This is a genomic window from Nocardioides astragali, from assembly GCF_024436375.1.
GTDB lineage: Bacteria > Actinomycetota > Actinomycetes > Propionibacteriales > Nocardioidaceae > Nocardioides > Nocardioides astragali.
Genome location: NZ_JAFMZM010000005.1, coordinates 240,290 through 256,952 on the forward strand (window position 1 = coordinate 240,290; position 16,663 = coordinate 256,952).

The window sequence follows — 16,663 nt, forward strand, 5'->3', positions numbered from 1 at the left end:
GTCCATCAGTACGGGCTGCGCCGGACCGTCCACTCGCCGCCGCGCTCGACGACCCGCACGGTGTAGCCGTTGCTCCTGTTGAAGACGTCGAAGCGGTAGGGCAGCTCGTAGTTCGACGAGCGCGCCTTCTGGCACGCCTCGTCGAAGGTCGGCAGCGCGGTGCGTGACAGCGTCCGCCACCCGTCCGCCGCGGAGGCCTTCAGCACGGTCGGCCACCCGCGGTGGCGACCGGCAGCCGTCAGCAGCACCGCCGCGTCGGGACCGTCGGGAACGACCACCTCGCAGCGTCCGGTGACGCCGCCCGGCAGGGTCACGACACCCAGCTCGCGGGAGACGACGTACGTCCGGCTGGGTCCCGGCACGGCGACGTACCGTCCGTCGGGGGAGAGGCCGTAGGGGTGCCTGCCCATGCGGAGGGTCTGCCAGGCGCTGCCGTCCCCGGTGGTGAGCACGACGTCGCGGCCACCGCACGTCAGGTTGACCAGCACCACCGCGAGCGGCTCCGCCGGCCAGTTGGCGCCCCACCTGCAGCGCTCGGCGCCGGCGTCGTGGACGACGACCGGCGCGCCCCACGACTGCGTGGACCGGTCGTAGACCTGGGCCCGGACGACGCGACGTCCGCGTGACCCGACCGCGTACAGCGGCAGGCCGGGGGCCGTGAAGAAGCTGGTGTGGAGAAGGCCTTGCGGCTCCTCGAGTCCGGGGGCCGAAGCCGGAGCGATCTCCGCCACTGCCCAGGGCGACCCTTCGCCGGCCCGCGAGATCACGGCACGGTACGCCGGACTCGAGGGGTCGCCGAACCAGGTCGTGTCGGAGTCGACGTTGGCGAAGTGGCTGTCCGAGCACCCTTCGGCGAGCGCGAGCTCCTGCCGGGTCGGCGCCGCGCCGCCGGTGCGGGTGAGGACCACGATGGCGCACCGCCGCGCGAGCTGCGCCCCGAAGAGGTAGGACACCTCCTCGGCGTCGGTGATGGTGGCGGTGCTGGTGTACTCGATCCCCTCGGTGTCCAGGCGGTGGCGCGCGAACCCGGCCTCGGTGCGGGTGACGTAGCCCTCGCGCTCCGGCCACACCGCGTTGGTGCCGTCGGGGGAGATGCCGGGCTCGTCGTAGGCCTCACCTTCCAGCTCGTACGACGTCCAGGTGACGGTGTCGGGCGACCAGATCGCGTGGGAGGAGACCGGCGCCTGGTCCTCGGCATAGCTGCCTTCGTCGCACTCGGCGATCACGGCGACCGCGCCGCTCGCGGTGCGGGCGTCCACGTCGCCGCAGTAGAGGTTCGCCTTGCGGAGCACGACCGTCCTCGCGCCCCACCCGGCGGTGGCCGCGTCGTAGCGCTTGCCCCAGACCGTCCGGTAGTTGTCGCTCGTCCAAATGCGGAACCGGTCGCCGTCGGCGAGCGCGAGCTCGACCCCGCCCCGGATCTCCCGAGGCAGCTCGGCCGCACCCGGCGCCGCCCCGCGGGCGGTGGACGCCGGGCTCGACGTGGTCAGGACAGCCGTCGTCGTCGCCAGCGCGACGATCACCCCCGTGATGCGAGACATGGATCGAGGGTAGGTGAGATCGGCCTAGGCTGGCGGGCATGAGCAGTGAGGACGCTGTCCGCGAGGTGGCAGGCCGGGCCCGCACCGCGAGCCACGTGCTCGCCACGGCCACCCGCGCCACCAAGGACGCCGCCCTTCTCGCGATGGCGGACGCGCTCGAGGAGGCAGGCGAGCGGATCCTGTCGGCCAACGCCGAGGACGTCGCCCGCGCCGAGGCGGGCGGCACGCCGGCCAACATCGTCGACCGGCTGCGCCTGGACGAGGGCCGCCTCGAGGCGATGGCGCAGGGCCTGCGCGACGTGGCCGGCCTGCCGGACCCGGTCGGCGAGGTGCTCCGCGGCAGCACGCTGGCCAACGGCCTCGAGCTGCGCCAGGTCCGCGTGCCCTTCGGGGTGGTCGGCATGATCTACGAAGCCAGGCCCAACGTGACCGCTGACGCCGCCGGGATCTGCCTCAAGGCGGGCAACGCCGTGCTGCTGCGCGGCTCGTCCAGCGCCCGGTCGAGCAACGCCGCGATCGTCGAGACGATGCGCGGCGCGCTGGCTGCGAGCGGCCTGCCGGAGGACGTCGTACAGCTGGTGCCGGGTGAGACGCACGACAGCGTCAAGGCGCTGATGCGCGCCCGCGGCCTGGTCGACGTGCTCATCCCGCGCGGAGGCGCCGGGCTGATCCGCCGCGTCGTCGAGGAGTCGACCGTGCCCGTCATCGAGACCGGGGTCGGCAACTGCCACGTCTACGTCGACGCCTCGGCCGACCTCGAGCAGGCCCTGGCGATCGTGCTCAACGCCAAGACCCAGCGCACCAGCGTCTGCAACGCGGCCGAGTCGCTGCTGGTGCACCAGGACGTCGCCGACGCGTTCCTGCCCGCCGTCGTGGCGGCCCTCCAGCATGAGGGGGTGCTGATCCACGGTGACGCGGCCTTCGCCGAGCACGACGACGTGGTGCCGGTGACCGACGAGGACCACGCGGCCGAGTTCCTCGCCCTGGAGATCTCCGCTGCGGTCGTGCCTGACGTCGAGGGCGCGATCGACCACATCCGGCGGTTCTCCACGGGGCACACGGAGGCGATCGTCGCGCGCGACCAGGCCACGATCCGGCGCTTCGTGGCAGCCGTCGACTCCGCGGCGGTGGTCGTCAACGCCTCCACCCGCTTCACCGACGGCGGCGAGTTCGGCTTCGGCGCCGAGATCGGCATCTCGACGCAGAAGCTCCACGCCCGCGGGCCGATGGGCCTGCCGGAGATGACGTCCAGCAAGTACGTCGTCGTGGGCGAGGGGCACGTGCGCTGACGTCCGCGCCACCGCAGACGATAGGATCGCAGCCATGCTGAGCGCCCTGACTGTCCTCGCCGCCGCCCTGTCCGTCGCCGCGGGCGAGCACGGCGAGCCCGTGGTCCACCCCTACGCCGTGGGCGGCATCGCCCTGGGGCTCCTCGTCGTGCTGCTGGTGGCAGTGGTCTCCTTCGGTGGCGGTCGCGAGCACAGCTGACGTGCCCATACGTCGCGTCGGGGTCATGGGTGGCACCTTCGACCCCATCCACCACGGCCACCTCGTGGCTGCGTCCGAGGTGCAGGCGTGGTTCGACCTGGACGAGGTCGTCTTCGTGCCCACCGGTGCCCCGTGGCAGAAGAGCGAGCGCGACGTCACCGAGGCCGAGCACCGCTACCTGATGACGGTGGTCGCGACGGCGGCCAATCCACGCTTCACCGTCTCCCGGGTCGACATCGACCGTGACGGGCCGACGTACACCATCGACACCCTCCGCGACCTGAAGGCCGAGCTGCCCGACGCGGAGCTGTTCTTCATCACCGGCGCCGACGCCCTGGCCGACATCTTCACCTGGCGCAACGCCGACGAGCTCTTCGCACTCGCCAACTTCGTCGGCTGCACGCGACCGGGCTACACGATGGACCCGGAGACGCTGGCGAAGATCCCCTCTGACAAGGTCACCATGGTCGAGATCCCGGCGCTGGCGATCTCCTCCACCGAGTGCCGCGAGCGCAAGCGCCGTGGCGAGCCCGTGTGGTACCTCGTTCCGGACGGGGTCGTGCAGTACATCGCCAAGCATGGCCTCTATGCCTCCCCACCCAGCACGTACGACAGCAAGGACACTGCATGACTGCCACCGACCACGCCCTCGAGCTCGTCGCCGTCGCGGCCCAGGCCGCGCACGACAAGAAGGCCGACCAGGTCCTGGCCTTCGACGTCAGCGAGCAGATCGCCATCACCGACGCGTTCGTGCTGGCCAGTGCCAACAACGAGCGCGCCGTGGGGGCCATCGTCGACGAGGTCGAGGACAAGCTCCGCGAGGCCGGCGCCAAGCCGATCCGGCGCGAGGGCCACAAGGAAGGTCGCTGGGTGCTGCTGGACTACGGCGAGATCGTCGTGCACGTGCAGCACGAGGAGGAGCGGATGTTCTACGCCCTCGAGCGCCTGTGGAGCGACTGCCCGGTGATCCCCCTCGCCCTGACGTGAGGCGCCTGGTCCTGCTGCGACATGGGCAGACCGAGTGGAACCACACGCGACGGGCGCAGGGCCATGCCGACGTGCCGCTGGACGATGTCGGTCTGGCCCAGGCCAAGGAGGTCGCCCCCGTCCTCGCCGCCCTGCACCCGGTCGCGATCTGGTCGTCCGACCTCGCTCGCGCCGCCCAGACCGCGGGCGCTGTCGCCGCCGAGTGCGGTCTCGAGCCCGTCCTCGACCCCCGGCTGCGCGAGTTCGACGTCGGCCCCAACCGGACCGGTCTGACCCCCGAGGAGTACGCCGTCGCCCACCCGGAGGAGCACGCCGCCCTCCTCGCCGGCGAGATCGACGCGATCCCCGGACGCGAGACCCGGGACGACGTGCTGGCGCGTTTCCTGCCCGCACTCACGACGTACGCCGACGGGCTGGGGGAGGGCGAGACCGGGATCGTGGTCGCCCACGGAGCCGCCCTGCGCGTCGCGGTTCCTGCCTTCCTCGGCTGGGGCGCAGATCCGGGCGAGTCCTTCGGCGTGCTGGCCAACTGCGGCTGGGTCGTGCTCGAGCACTCGGCGTCGACGTGGACCGGTGGCATGGAGCAATGGCGCCTGATCGCGTGGAACCGCGTCGTCCCGACCCCCGATTTCACCCCGCCGACCGCGGTCGGCTAATGTTCTCCGCGTTGTCCTCCAGCACGATGGAAGACGATGTTGGGGCTGTGGCGCAGCTGGTAGCGCATCTGCATGGCATGCAGAGGGTCAGGGGTTCGAGTCCCCTCAGCTCCACCGACATCGAAGGCCCGCAGTCCACGACTGCGGGCCTTCTGCGTCTGCCACGACCGCGGACTCGGCCAAATCAGGGGTCGGTGGCACCATGTGCTCATGACCGCGACCGACGTCTCCACCAGCACCAGCACCGCCCAGCACATCGAGCTCACCGAGCGCTACGCGGCGCACAACTACCACCCCCTTCCGGTGGTGCTGGCGGAGGGCGAGGGTGCCTGGGTCATCGACGTCGACGGTCGCCGCTACCTCGACTGCCTGGCGGGCTACTCCGCGCTCAACTTCGGTCACTCCAACGAGCGCCTGGTCGCGGTCGCGCGCGAGCAGCTCGGTCACCTCACGCTGACCAGCCGGGCCTTCTTCAACGACAAGCTGAGCGGCTTCGCCGAGGCGCTGGCCCGCCTGACCGGCAAGGACATGATCCTGCCGATGAACTCCGGCGCCGAGGCCGTCGAGACCGCGATCAAGGTGAGCCGCAAGTGGGGCTACGAGGTCAAGGGCGTGCCCGCCGGCCAGGCGTCGATCATCACGATGCAGGGCAACTTCCACGGCCGCACCACGACCATCGTGAGCTTCTCCGACGATGAAGTGGCGACCTCCGGCTACGCGCCTTTCACCACCGGCTTCCGGAGCGTGGCCTACGGCGACATCGACGCCGTGGCCGCGGCCATCGACGAGACCACCGTCGCGGTGCTCTTCGAGCCGATCCAGGGCGAGGGCGGCGTCGTGATGCCGCCCGAGGGCTTCCTGCGCGACCTCCGCGCGCTCTGCACCGAGCGCAACGTGCTGATGGTCGCCGACGAGATCCAGGCCGGCCTGGCCCGGTCGGGCAAGACCTTCGCGTGCGACCACGAGGACGTCGTCCCCGACATCTACGTCCTGGGCAAGGCACTCGGCGGTGGGCTCTACCCCGTCTCCGCCATCGCGGCCGACCGCGACGTGATGGACGTGATCACGCCGGGCTCGCACGGCTCGACCTTCGGCGGCAACCCGCTCGCCGCCGCGATCGGCACCGAGGTCGTGGCGATGCTGGAGGAGGGCACCTTCCAGGCACGCGCCGCCGAGATCGGCGACCAGATCGAGGCCGGCTTCCGCCCGCTCGTGGGCAACGGCCTGGTCGGCGTACGCGTCCGTGGCGCGTGGGCCGGCATCGACATCGACCCGTCCCTGATGACGGGGCGCCAGATGTCGGAGGCGCTGATGGAGCGCGGGATCCTCGCCAAGGACACCCACGGCTCGACGGTCCGCTTCGCACCCCCGCTGGTCGCCAGCGACGACGACATCGCCCTGCTCGTCACCGCGGTGACCGAGATCCTCACCGCCGGCTGAGTGCCTGGCACGCCCCGGTGAGCGCTCGCTTCGACCACCTGGTCGTCGCCGTCGACGACCTCGACGAGGCGGCGGCCCGGTGGGGCGCCGCGGGCCTGTCCGCCGTGCGTGGGGGAGCCCACCCGGTGGGCACCGAGAACGCGCTCGTCCGCGGTCCGAGGCCGGCCTACGTCGAGCTGATCGCGGCCGGGTCCGGCGAGTCGAACCCGTGGCTGGATCGCGTGCGGTCGGCGCGCGGCCCGATCTCCTGGGCGATCGCCGTGGACGACATCGAGGCGGCACGTACGGCGTTGGTCGACGCGGGCTTCGACCCCCAGCCGGTGGTCGGTGGGTCACGACGGACGCCGGACGGCGGGCTCGTCGAGTGGCGGCTGTGCGACGTGGGGGAGGGGCCGTACGACGGCTCCCTGCCGTTCCTGATCCAGTGGACGACGCCGATGGGGCCGGGTCCGGCCGAGGGCCCCATCGTCGAGCAGATCGGCCTCGCCCCGCCCGATCCCGACCGGGTGGCCGACCTGCTGGTCGCCCTCGGGTTCGAGCCGAGTCGTTCCTGGCCTCGTCGGCTGTTCGAGCCCGCGGCCGGAGGCGCCGGGATCAGGCTCGAGCCGATCGGCGATCCGGTCGATCTCGGGTCGGCCTCGTGGTCGATGAGCTGGGACGACGAGGAGCGCGGACCGCGGGCGTCGCTCGCGCTCCGGACCGCTTCCGGCGAGCTGACCCAACTGACCCTCGATGGTGTCGGCATCGTGGCCTGGCCGGACCGGCGCCGCCTCGCCGCGTCCGCACTGCAACCCGCGGGCGGGAGCGGTTCCGCACCCGAGCGGGCCGAGGCGTGGGTGGAGTCGCTGGTGTCCTCCGGACTGGCCGTCGCCGAGGAGGTCGAGGTCGTGTGGGCCGAGGGCATCTCGATCGAGGTGACAGCCGTGACGCGGCTGAACGGCCCCGCCGGCACGCAACCGATCACCATCGTCCGGGGGCTGCACCCGCTCGACCGCAACGGCGTCGTTGCGATCGGGGTCGGCGAGCCGGTCGAGGTGCTCGAGCGCCAGCCCATGAGCGGCGACCCTCCGACCGCCGAGCAGGTCGACCGGATCGACGACGCGTTCGTGCTCGCCCTCAGCGGCGGGGTGTACGCCGTCCGTGGCCGGCGCCGGTCCGTCGTCCGTGCGCTCGACGGGTGGGGTGCCTCGGGCCGGTTCGCGAAAGGAGAGCCCGAGCAGTGGTTGGCCCAGGCGGCCGCCGGACGTCGTACGGACGGGGTCCTCGCCGGAGCTCCCTGGCTCTGATCAGCGCTCGGCGACCTCGGCGATGTGCCGGTAGCCGCGCAGCTCGTAGCCCAGCACGGTCACCCACGGCGCCAGCATCAGCACCACCAGGGCGGTCGACAGCGGGGCCCCGGAGGCGGCGAGCAGCCAGGCCGCCACGAGGACCACCAGTGTGCCGACCAGCAGCCAGGCGTGCAGAGGGTCTCGCCCGGGGAAGAGCACGTGGAAGATCGTGAAGAGGGCCAGCACGAACACGGCGACCGGGATCGCCATGGTCAGCACCGTCTGCCCGGCGTCCAGCTTGCTGTGGTGCTCGACGTAGTAGGCGGCGGCATGCAGTCCCGCGCCGGTCCCGGCGATCGACGCGTAGAGGGCCAGGTGACCGAAGCCGAAGACCATGCTGCGGGCGTTGCTCGCACTGAGGGCGGCTCCGAACGGGATGGTGAAGTAGACCCACCACAGGCCCACGGCGAGGGAGACGCCGGCCAGTGCGATCACGGCGGCCTCGAGGCTCCAGCCCTGCTTCTCCACCACCGCCTCGATCGCGGTCGTCGTCCCGAGCACGACCTCGCCGAAGGTGATGATGGCGAGCAGGCCGTAGCGCTCGGCGATGTGGTGGGGATGCCAGGGGGTCGACGGGAGGTGCGTCTCGATCCACACCAAGCCGCCCACCTCCAGGGCGAACAGCGCGAGGGTGAGCGCGACCTGGACGACCAGGGGGAGGAGGTCGAACGCGGTGACCACCCAGCCGACCTGGGCGACGGTGAGCAGGCGGACGTAGGCCAAGCACGTACGGCGCCGCAGCGAGTCGTGGGTCGCCGCGCGGGCCCACAGCAGGATCAGGGATACCCGCATGGTGACGTAGCCCGCCACCACCACGGAGTTGTCGAACTCGCCGTGGTTGAACCCTTCGAAGACGTCGTGCAGTCCCAGGGCCAGGACGAGGACGCCGACCATCTGCAGCAGCGTGGCCAGGCGCATGAACGCGTCGTCAGTGTCGTAGGCCGACGCGAACCACGAGAAGTTGATCCAGGCCAGCGTGATCGCGAACATCGCCACCGCGAAGCCGAGCAGGCCCTCGACGACGTGGTCCTCGACGAGTGCGTGGGCGAACTGCGACCCGGCGAGGCTGAACGCCACGACCAGCGTGAGGTCGTAGAGCAGCTCGAGGGGAGTGGCCGTGCGGTGGGTCTCGTGGGGGTCGCGGCCGGTCATGCGCCGTAGGCGGTGGGTCAGGTGAGCCTCGCTCATGCCTCCGGATCCTCGCAGACCTCGGGCGTTGCCCGCCTCAGGCGATGGTCAGTCCGCCGTCGACCGGGATCATCTGCCCGGTGACGTAGCCGGCGGCGTCCGAGGCCAACCACACGGCCGTCGCCGCGAGCTCACGCGGGTCGCCCGTGCGCCCGGTCGGCACGCGCTGCATGGCCAGGTCGAGGTAGCCCTCGGGATAGGTGTCGGTCATCTCCGAGGCGAAGAAGCCGGGTGCGAGGGCGTTGACGCGGATGCCCTTGCGGCCCGTCCACTGCTGGGCGAGGTCACGCGTCAGGCCGCCGAGGCCCGCCTTGGAGGCGGAGTACGCCGCCTGGGGCAGGCCGCCGGTGGTGATGCCGAGGATCGAGGAGATGTTGATGATGCTCGACCCGGGCTCCATCACCCGGCCGCAGGCCTGCGCCATCCAGTAGCAGCCGTTGAGGTTGACGTCGATGACCGACCGGAACTGCTCCGGGGTCTCCCGCGTGGCGGGGATCGCGGTGCCGACGCCGGCGTTGTTGACGAGCACGTCGACGCGGCCGAACGTCGCCACGGCCTCGTCGACCAGCCGCTGGCACTGCGCGGGGTCCGCGACATCGGTGGCCACCGTGTGCACCCGACGGCCGATGGATCGTACGGACTCGGCGACCTGCTCGAGCTTCTCCACCCGACGCGCGCCGAGCACCACGTCGGCACCGGCCTCGGCGAAGCAGTGGGCGAACGCCACGCCCAGCCCGCTGGAGGCGCCGGTGACGATGACGACCTTGTCGTCGAGACGAAAGAGGTCCAGGAGGGTCATGGCGAGACCATAGCCGCCGTGGCTGACCCCGGGACCCACTGCCTGTTCACCATGGGATGTCGGTGAACAGGCACTTCCCCAGGTGAATTGACCGAGGGGAGTGCGTATTCGTCGACATCCCATGATGAACAGTCGGGTGGTGAACGGGCGGGCAGCACGCATCACCGGGCGGCAGGCTCCAAGGGCTCGACCGGAGCGCGCTTCAGGTTGCGCACCGACCGCGAGCAGAGCACGAGTCCGACCACGGCGACGTACGCCACGGCCGAGGCGATGAGGACCGGCCGGAATCCGAAGGCTTCTGCCAGAGGCCCGTAGGCGAGCTGGCCGATCGGCATCGCGACGAACGAGCCGAGCATGTCGTACGAGTAGGCGCGCGAGAGCATGCGGTCGTCGATGTTCTCCTGCATCGCGAGGTTCCAGCCCATCCCGAAGATCTCAGTGCCGGCACCCGCGAGGAAGGCAACGGCGACGAGTCCGACGAGGTGGGGAGAGACGCCGAGCAGCAGGATGGGTGGCGCGATCATCGCCATGCCCAGCATCCCGAGCAGGAGTGGCCGCTCCAGGCGTACGCGGAGCAGGACGACAGTCGTGAGCAGCAGCCCCACCGCCTCGGCGGAGAGGACGAAGCCCCATCCCTGCCGGCCGATGGTGTCGTCGGCGATCGCCGGGCCGAGGGTGTACCACGCTCCCATGTGGATCGCGTTGAGGACGCCGAAGCCCACGACCACGATCCAGAGCCACGGTGTGGCCCAGAAGAAGCTCCATCCTTCGCGGAGCTCCCCGATCGTGTCAGGGGCGGCACCGCCTGGCTCCTTGGGAGGCATCGCCACCGGGAGCAGGAGCAGGGCTGCGAGCAACCAGGTCGCAGCATCCACGGCCAGTGCCCATCCCGATCCGGCCGTGACCACGAGCAGGGCGCCGATCGTCGGGCCGACGACCATCGTCCCGTTGCGGGTGAGGGACACGAGCGCGTTGGCCGGCTGCAGCTCCGAGCGCTCCACGAGCTGGGGGAGCACGCTCGCCATTGCCGGGAACGAGATGCCGGAGACGGCGCCGTGCACGACGGACAGCACGACGAGCATCCAGATCTCAGCGTGACCTGACAGCACGAGCAGCGCGATCGCACCCTGACTGAGGGCGGACGCCATGTTGGAGGCCTGCAGCACCAGGGTGCGCGGGAACCGGTCGGCGATGACACCACCGTAGAGCAGCAGCGCGATCATCGGGATCGTGTGCGCGGCCAGCACCTGGCCGAGCGCGCTGGGAGAGTCGGTGATGTCGAGGACGGCGAACGCCAGCGCGACGGTCGCCATCATGTTGCCGAACGTGTTGACGAGGCGCGAGGCGAAGTACCAGGCGAAGTTGCGGTTGCGCAGTGGTGCGAGCGCGGCCGACCAGGTCATCGGGCGTCCTCGGGGATCGTGGGGTCGGTCGTGGTGTCGCTCGGGACCCATCTCGCGTCCGGCCCGGTCAGGCCGCCGTTCATCGCGAAGGCGTGGGAGGTGGCGCTGATGTGCACCGTGTCGGGAGTGCCGGCGGGGCGCGCCGCGGCGTGCAGGAGGTGGGACGCCTCGAGGAGCAGGTCGAGGGCGCGGTGCCAGGCCTCGACCGGCACCCACGCCTCGAGGTCGCTCGACGACGACGACCCGGGGGCCGCGTCCCTCATCCGTCGCTCGATCTCGACGGCGTTGGCGCGGACGTAGGCGATCCGCTCGTCCACGCCCGCTCGCTGGGGGGACACGTCGAGCGTGGCGTCGTAGCGATAGCGCTTGGCCATGCCGCCGCGAACCTTCTCCTCGCTCTCGACGACGAGCTCGCCGATGTCGTGGAGGACGCGCAGGTGGTAGGAGGCGTTGGCGTGCGTGATCTCGAGCGCCCGAGCGACCTCGGCGGCGCTCATGGCCTCGGCGGTCAGCATCGACAGGATGCGCAGCCGCAGCGGGTGCGCGGTCGCACGCAGCCGGGCCACCGCCCGCGGGTCGGTCTCGGTGTCCATCTCACCCTCCAAGAGTTCTTGGGGAGTGAGTGTGCCCGGCGCGTGCACGACTGTCAAACACTTCTTGGGGAGTCGTCCCGGGTCCTTCCCTGACCTGACCCTGAGTTGACCCCGGAACGGGATGATCCGGTGCCTACGGCGTGCTTGAGTAGGTGTCAGCAGAGGGCACCCGGCCCCAAGGAGTGAGTGAGATGTCCGACCAGTACCCGCAGGACCCGCAGAGCGCACAGGACCCGACGTACCCGGGCCAGCAGGGCGCGTACGGCCAGCAGCCGCGGCCCGTGTTCCAGTCCCAGCCGTCGACGATGTCGCCCGAGGACGAGCGCACCTGGGGCGCGATCAGCCACGGCGGCGCGGTCGTCGCGATGATCTGCTCGGCCGGATTCCTGGGCTTCCTGGCCTCCGTCGCGGTCTACGTCATCCACAAGGACCGCGGGCCGTTCGTCCGCGCGCACGCCGCCAACTCGCTCAACATCCAGATCACCATGTTCATCTGGCTGGTGGTGCTCGGCATCCTCACCATCCCCGTCGCCTTGTTCACCCTGGGGCTGGGCCTGGTCGTGATGCTCCCGGCGCTGGCCGCCGCGTTCGTCGTCGCCGGCATCCTGCACGTCGTCGGGGCGATCAAGGCCTACAACGGCGAGTGGTGGAACCCGCCGCTGACGCCGCGTTTCGTGAAGTGAGCTGAGCCGGGCTGCCCGGGTCCGGACCGCCAGGTCGGGCCCGGGCAGCAGTGCGTCCACCCGCTCCGTCGTCCGGCCGGATCCCTTCGGCGCCCAAGCGCGGGACAGGCTAGGATGGAGGCGTGCACCAGTTCCTCCTTCTTCCGCAGCCGCGCTGATCCTCCTGGCTCGATCGACCAGGACCGACACGCGGCTACCCCTCCATGTGAGGGGTTTTTTCATGCCAGCACCCAGCCCCACCCCAGCCAGACCTGCACCCAGCACCAAGAGGACACGCCATGAGCCAGGACACCGGAGCCGCGCACGAGACTGCCGGCGAGCGCGCGACGTACGACATCGCGGCCACCGAGACGAAGTGGCAGGGCGTGTGGGAGGACCTGCAGCCCTTCCGGGCCGACGACGACAGCCCGCGCGAGAAGCGCTACGCCCTGACGATGTTCCCCTACCCCAGCGGTGACCTGCACATGGGTCACGCTGAGGTGTTCGCGCTGCACGACGTGGTGGCGCGCTACTGGTGGCAGCGCGGCTACGAGGTGCTGAACCCGATGGGCTTCGACTCCTTCGGCCTGCCGGCGGAGAACGCCGCGATCCGCAACGACGAGCACCCCGACACCTACACGCGGGCCAACATCGCCAAGTCGATCGAGTCGTGCAAGAAGTACGCCGCGTCGTTCGACTGGTCGCGCACCTTCAACACCTCCGACCCGGAGTACTACCGGTGGACCCAGTGGCTGTTCCTGAAGTTCCACGAGCGCGGCCTGGCCTACCGGAAGAACTCCGCGGTCAACTGGTGCCCGCAGGACCAGACGGTGCTGGCCAACGAGCAGGTCGTCGGCGGGATCTGCGACCGGTGCGGGGCGGAGGTGACCAAGAAGGAGCTGACCCAGTGGTACTTCAAGATCACCGACTACGCCCAGGAGCTGCTGGACGGGCTGGACGAGCTGGAGAAGACCTGGCCGGACCGCGTGGTCACCGCACAGCGCAACTGGATCGGGCGGTCCGAGGGCGCGCACGTCGACTTCGCCGTCGAGGGCCGGGACGAGCCGGTCACCGTCTACACGACGCGGCCCGACACGCTGTTCGGTGCGACGTTCATGGTGGTCGCGGCCGACGCTGCCCTGGCCGGTGAGCTGGTCACCGACGAGCAGCGGCCCGCGCTGGAGGACTACCTGGTCGAGGTCCGCAAGGAGACCGAGATCAACCGGCTGTCCACCGACCGGCCCAAGACCGGCGTCTTCCTGGGCGTGCACGCGACCAACCCGCTGACCGGCAACCAGATCCCGGTCTACGCCGCCGACTACGTGCTGGCCGACTACGGCACCGGCGCCATCATGGCCGTGCCTGGGCAGGACCAGCGTGACTGGGAGTTCGCCGAGGCGTTCGACCTGCCGGTGGTCCGCACCGTCCAGCCGCCGTCGGACTGGGAGGGCGAGGCCTTCACCGGCGACGGTCCGGCGATCAACTCCGCCAACGACGAGATCGACCTGTCCGGGCTGGGCGTCGCCGAGGCCAAGTCCACGACGATCGCCTACCTGGAGCGCAAGGGGCTGGGTCGCGGCACGGTCAACTTCCGCCTGCGCGACTGGCTGCTGAGCCGCCAGCGCTACTGGGGCGCCCCGATCCCGATCATCCACTGCCCGGTCGACGGCGAGGTCCCGGTCCCTGACGACCAGCTGCCGGTCACCCTGCCCGACCTGCGCGGCGCCGATCTGAAGCCCAAGGGCACCTCGCCGCTGGGCGCGGCGACCGACTGGGTCAACGTGTCCTGCCCGACGTGCGGGGGCCCGGCGACCCGCGACACCGACACGATGGACACCTTCGTCGACTCGTCCTGGTACATGTTCCGCTACTGCTCGCCCCACGACCACACCCAGGCCTTCGACAGCGCCAAGGTCAACGCCTGGATGCCGAGCAACCTGTACGTCGGAGGCGTCGAGCACGCCGTGCTGCACCTGCTGTACGGCCGGTTCTTCACCAAGGTCCTGAACGACATGGGCCTGGTGGACTTCCGCGAGCCGTGGTCCGCCCAGCTGAACCAGGGCTTCGTGATCAACCAGGGCAAGAAGATGAGCAAGTCCCTGGGCAACGGCGTCGACCTGGGGGACCAACTTGGTGCCTTCGGTGTGGACGCGGTGCGCCTGACCCTGGTCTTCGCCGGTCCGCCGGAGGACGACATCGACTGGGCCAACATGTCGCCGGACGGGTCACTGCGCTTCCTGCAGCGAGCCTGGCGGCTGTCGGGCGACGTCACGTCGTCGCCCGGGGCCGATGTCTCCGGCGGTGACCTGGCGCTGCGGCGTACGACGGCGCGGACGGTCCACGACGCGGCCGGGCTGGTCGAGGCCTACCGCTTCAACGTGATGGTCGCCCGGGTGATGGAGCTGGTCAACGCGACCCGCAAGGCCATCGACAATCCTCCTGAGAAGGGGGGGTGCGGCCCGGCCGACCCCGCCGTCCGGGAGGCTACCGAGGCCGTCGCGATCCTGCTGTCGCTGGTCGCGCCCTACACGGCCGAGGAGATGTGGGAGCGGCTGGGCCACCAGCCCACCGTCGTCCGCGCCGGCTGGCCGGCCGTCGACGAGGCGCTGCTGGTCGAGGACACCGTCACCGCGGTCGTGCAGGTCAAGGGCAAGGTGCGGGCGCGGCTGGAGGTCGCCCCGGACATCTCCGAGGCCGACCTGGAGGCCGCGGCCATGGCCGACGAGGGCGTCCAGCGCGCCATCGACGGTGCGGCGGTCCGCAAGGTCATCGTGCGCGCGCCCAAGCTGGTGAACATCGTCGTCTGAGGCTTCCGCGGGCCGCTAGGGTCTCGGCATGTCTCGCGTCGTGGTGGTCACCGACTCGACCGCGAGCCTGCCCGTTGAGATCACGCAGGCACGCGGGATCCGGGTCGTGCCGCTGCAGGTCGTCATCGGCGCCAAGGTGCTCGACGAAGGCCCCGAGGGTGCCACGCCCGAGGTGGTCGCCCAGGCGCTGCGCGACTTCGTGCCGGTCAGCACCTCGCGCCCGGCGCCGGTGCTGTTCGCCGACCTCTATCGCGGACTCGAGGCCGAGGGGGTCGAGGAGATCGTGTCGATCCACCTCTCCGGCGAGATGAGCGGCACCTTCGAGTCCGCCCAGCTGGCGGCGCTCGAGGTCGACCTGCCGGTGCACGTGGTCGACTCCGGCCAGGTCGGCATCGCGACCGGCTACGCCGCGCTGACGGCGGCCGACGTGCTCGACGCCGGAGGGACCGGCGAGGAGGCTGCCAAGGCTGCGCTGGCGCGGGGGGAGGCGGCCACGTCGCTGTTCTACGTCGACACCCTCGAGCACCTCCGCCGTGGCGGGCGGATCGGTGCGGCCGCCGCGATCTTCGGCAGCGCCCTCTCGGTGAAGCCGCTGCTGGAGATCAAGGACGGCAAGGTGGCGCCGCGGGAGCGGGTCCGTACGGCGTCGCGTGCCCTCGCCCGGCTGGCCGACCTGGCGGTCGAGGCGGCGGGGGAGAGCCCCGTCGACGTCTGCGTCTCGCACCTCGCCAACGCCGACCGGGCCGACGAGCTGGCGGCGACCCTCACCGAGCGGCTGGCCGACGGACTGGAGGGCCGCGAGGTCATGTGCGGCGAGCTCGGAGCGGTCCTCGGTGCCCACGTCGGGCCCGGGATGGTGGCGGTGTGCGTGGCGCCGCGACCCACCTCATGAGTCCCGGCTGACCTCTCTCCACAGATCGCCCGAGGTGGCTACCGGCGGGTCTGCGCGGTTCCTAGCGTGGAGGCATGCGCCGATCCCAGTCGTCCTCCGAGCACGCCGAGGCGGTGTCGCGGCGGCTGGCGAGCCTGAGCGCCGAGCTGGCCGCGGTCCGCGGAGAGCCGGACACGTCCACCCACACCCGGGTGCGCGATCGTGGGGATGCTCCGCCGCCGGTCGTGCTGCCGGTGCCCGGGAGGCACGCGTCGCGACGGCTGCGGATCGGTGGCCTCCAGCTCGGCCCGATCCACCTGGCCGTCGTCGCGGTCGTGGCCGCGGCGGCGGTGGGGTTGGCTGCGTGGTGGGCGGTGCGCGACCAGGCCGAGGCGCTCCCGGCGACGCCGCTGAGCCCGGCGACCTCGCCCCTGGTCCCGGTCAGTCCCACGACCGAGACGTCGGACGACCCCACGGCCGACCTGGTCGTCGACGTCGCCGGCAAGGTGCGCCGACCCGGCATCGCCGTGCTGCCTGCCGGCTCGCGGGTCATCGACGCCCTGAAGGCGGCCGGGGGAGCGCGCCGCGGCGTCGACCTGACCTCGCTGAACCTCGCCCGGCCGGTCCTGGACGGGGAGCAGATCCTCGTCGGCGTCGAGCCGGTCGCGGGCGTGGCCGGCAGCCTCGGCGCCCCGTCCGCCGGTGAGTCGCTGGTCAACCTCAACACTGCCGACCAGGCCACGCTGGAGACGCTGCCGGGGGTGGGACCCGTGACGGCGGAGTCGATCCTGGCGTGGCGCACCGACAACGGCGGGTTCACCGCCGTCGACGAGCTCCTGGAGGTCGACGGCATCGGTGAGGCCACCCTCGCCGACCTCGCTCCGCTCGTGACGCTCTGAC

The 16,663-nt window shown here is 71.3% G+C and carries 16 protein-coding genes and 1 tRNA gene; 12 read left to right on the forward strand and 5 right to left on the reverse strand.

Features of this window, described 5'->3' with window-relative positions:
• Nucleotides 1-5: 5 nt before the first annotated feature.
• Nucleotides 6-1,541: a hypothetical protein gene (locus J3P44_RS18200; RefSeq protein WP_255891878.1), complete on the reverse strand. Its 1,536-nt coding sequence runs from the start codon at nucleotides 1,539-1,541 to the stop codon at nucleotides 6-8.
• Nucleotides 1,542-1,579: 38 nt separating this feature from the next.
• Here J3P44_RS18200 and J3P44_RS18205 point away from each other — a divergent pair, with 38 nt between their 5' ends.
• The 8 genes from J3P44_RS18205 (at nucleotide 1,580) to J3P44_RS18240 (ending at nucleotide 7,398) form a co-directional block, all read left to right on the forward strand.
• Nucleotides 1,580-2,830 carry a glutamate-5-semialdehyde dehydrogenase gene (locus J3P44_RS18205; RefSeq protein WP_255891879.1) on the forward strand — a complete coding sequence of 417 codons (1,251 nt, stop codon included), beginning with the start codon at nucleotides 1,580-1,582 and terminating at the stop codon, nucleotides 2,828-2,830.
• A gap of 34 nt (nucleotides 2,831-2,864) precedes the next feature.
• A complete protein-coding gene (locus tag J3P44_RS18210; RefSeq protein WP_255891880.1) occupies nucleotides 2,865-3,029 on the forward strand; it encodes a hypothetical protein in 165 nt (54 codons plus the stop codon).
• Nucleotide 3,030: 1 nt separating this feature from the next.
• On the forward strand, nucleotides 3,031-3,660 hold the full coding sequence (gene nadD / locus J3P44_RS18215; protein WP_255891881.1) for a nicotinate-nucleotide adenylyltransferase: 630 nt from the start codon (nucleotides 3,031-3,033) through the stop codon (nucleotides 3,658-3,660).
• Complete coding sequence (gene rsfS / locus J3P44_RS18220) at nucleotides 3,657-4,016, forward strand: ribosome silencing factor (RefSeq protein ID WP_255891882.1); 360 nt, start codon at nucleotides 3,657-3,659, stop codon at nucleotides 4,014-4,016. Before nadD ends, rsfS begins: the two co-directional genes overlap by 4 nt.
• Complete coding sequence (locus J3P44_RS18225; protein ID WP_255891883.1) at nucleotides 4,013-4,672, forward strand: histidine phosphatase family protein; 660 nt, start codon at nucleotides 4,013-4,015, stop codon at nucleotides 4,670-4,672. Before rsfS ends, J3P44_RS18225 begins: the two co-directional genes overlap by 4 nt.
• 41 nt (nucleotides 4,673-4,713) lie before the next feature.
• A tRNA-Ala gene (locus J3P44_RS18230) sits at nucleotides 4,714-4,786 on the forward strand.
• Between the two features lie 96 nt (nucleotides 4,787-4,882).
• Nucleotides 4,883-6,112, forward strand: a complete 1,230-nt coding sequence (gene rocD / locus J3P44_RS18235; RefSeq protein ID WP_255891884.1) for an ornithine--oxo-acid transaminase — start codon at nucleotides 4,883-4,885, stop codon at nucleotides 6,110-6,112.
• A gap of 17 nt (nucleotides 6,113-6,129) precedes the next feature.
• Nucleotides 6,130-7,398, forward strand: coding sequence for a VOC family protein (locus J3P44_RS18240; RefSeq protein WP_255891885.1), 1,269 nt, complete (start codon nucleotides 6,130-6,132; stop codon nucleotides 7,396-7,398).
• Here J3P44_RS18240 and J3P44_RS18245 read toward each other — a convergent pair whose 3' ends face one another.
• The 4 genes from J3P44_RS18245 to J3P44_RS18260 all read right to left on the reverse strand — a co-directional run bounded on the left by J3P44_RS18245 (nucleotide 7,399) and on the right by J3P44_RS18260 (nucleotide 11,423).
• Nucleotides 7,399-8,628 carry a low temperature requirement protein A gene (locus J3P44_RS18245; RefSeq protein WP_255891886.1) on the reverse strand — a complete coding sequence of 410 codons (1,230 nt, stop codon included), beginning with the start codon at nucleotides 8,626-8,628 and terminating at the stop codon, nucleotides 7,399-7,401. It abuts the gene before it with no gap.
• A gap of 37 nt (nucleotides 8,629-8,665) precedes the next feature.
• On the reverse strand, nucleotides 8,666-9,427 hold the full coding sequence (locus tag J3P44_RS18250) for an SDR family NAD(P)-dependent oxidoreductase (protein WP_255891887.1): 762 nt from the start codon (nucleotides 9,425-9,427) through the stop codon (nucleotides 8,666-8,668).
• A 161-nt stretch (nucleotides 9,428-9,588) separates the two neighbouring features.
• The gene (locus J3P44_RS18255; RefSeq protein ID WP_255891888.1) at nucleotides 9,589-10,830 is read right to left on the reverse strand and encodes an MFS transporter; all 1,242 of its coding nucleotides are present in this window, start codon (nucleotides 10,828-10,830) and stop codon (nucleotides 9,589-9,591) included.
• The gene (locus J3P44_RS18260) at nucleotides 10,827-11,423 is read right to left on the reverse strand and encodes an ArsR/SmtB family transcription factor (protein WP_255891889.1); all 597 of its coding nucleotides are present in this window, start codon (nucleotides 11,421-11,423) and stop codon (nucleotides 10,827-10,829) included. Before J3P44_RS18260 ends, J3P44_RS18255 begins: the two co-directional genes overlap by 4 nt.
• A 191-nt stretch (nucleotides 11,424-11,614) precedes the next feature.
• Between J3P44_RS18260 and J3P44_RS18265 the strand changes: the two genes are divergently transcribed.
• The 4 genes from J3P44_RS18265 to J3P44_RS18280 all read left to right on the forward strand — a co-directional run bounded on the left by J3P44_RS18265 (nucleotide 11,615) and on the right by J3P44_RS18280 (nucleotide 16,662).
• Complete coding sequence (locus J3P44_RS18265; RefSeq protein WP_255891890.1) at nucleotides 11,615-12,106, forward strand: DUF4870 domain-containing protein; 492 nt, start codon at nucleotides 11,615-11,617, stop codon at nucleotides 12,104-12,106.
• Nucleotides 12,107-12,384: 278 nt separating this feature from the next.
• Nucleotides 12,385-14,892 carry a leucine--tRNA ligase gene (leuS, locus tag J3P44_RS18270; RefSeq protein ID WP_255891891.1) on the forward strand — a complete coding sequence of 836 codons (2,508 nt, stop codon included), beginning with the start codon at nucleotides 12,385-12,387 and terminating at the stop codon, nucleotides 14,890-14,892.
• Between the two features lie 28 nt (nucleotides 14,893-14,920).
• A complete protein-coding gene (locus tag J3P44_RS18275; RefSeq protein ID WP_255891892.1) occupies nucleotides 14,921-15,784 on the forward strand; it encodes a DegV family protein in 864 nt (287 codons plus the stop codon).
• Nucleotides 15,785-15,858: 74 nt separating this feature from the next.
• Nucleotides 15,859-16,662 carry a ComEA family DNA-binding protein gene (locus tag J3P44_RS18280; protein WP_255891893.1) on the forward strand — a complete coding sequence of 268 codons (804 nt, stop codon included), beginning with the start codon at nucleotides 15,859-15,861 and terminating at the stop codon, nucleotides 16,660-16,662.
• Nucleotide 16,663 lies beyond the last annotated feature (1 nt).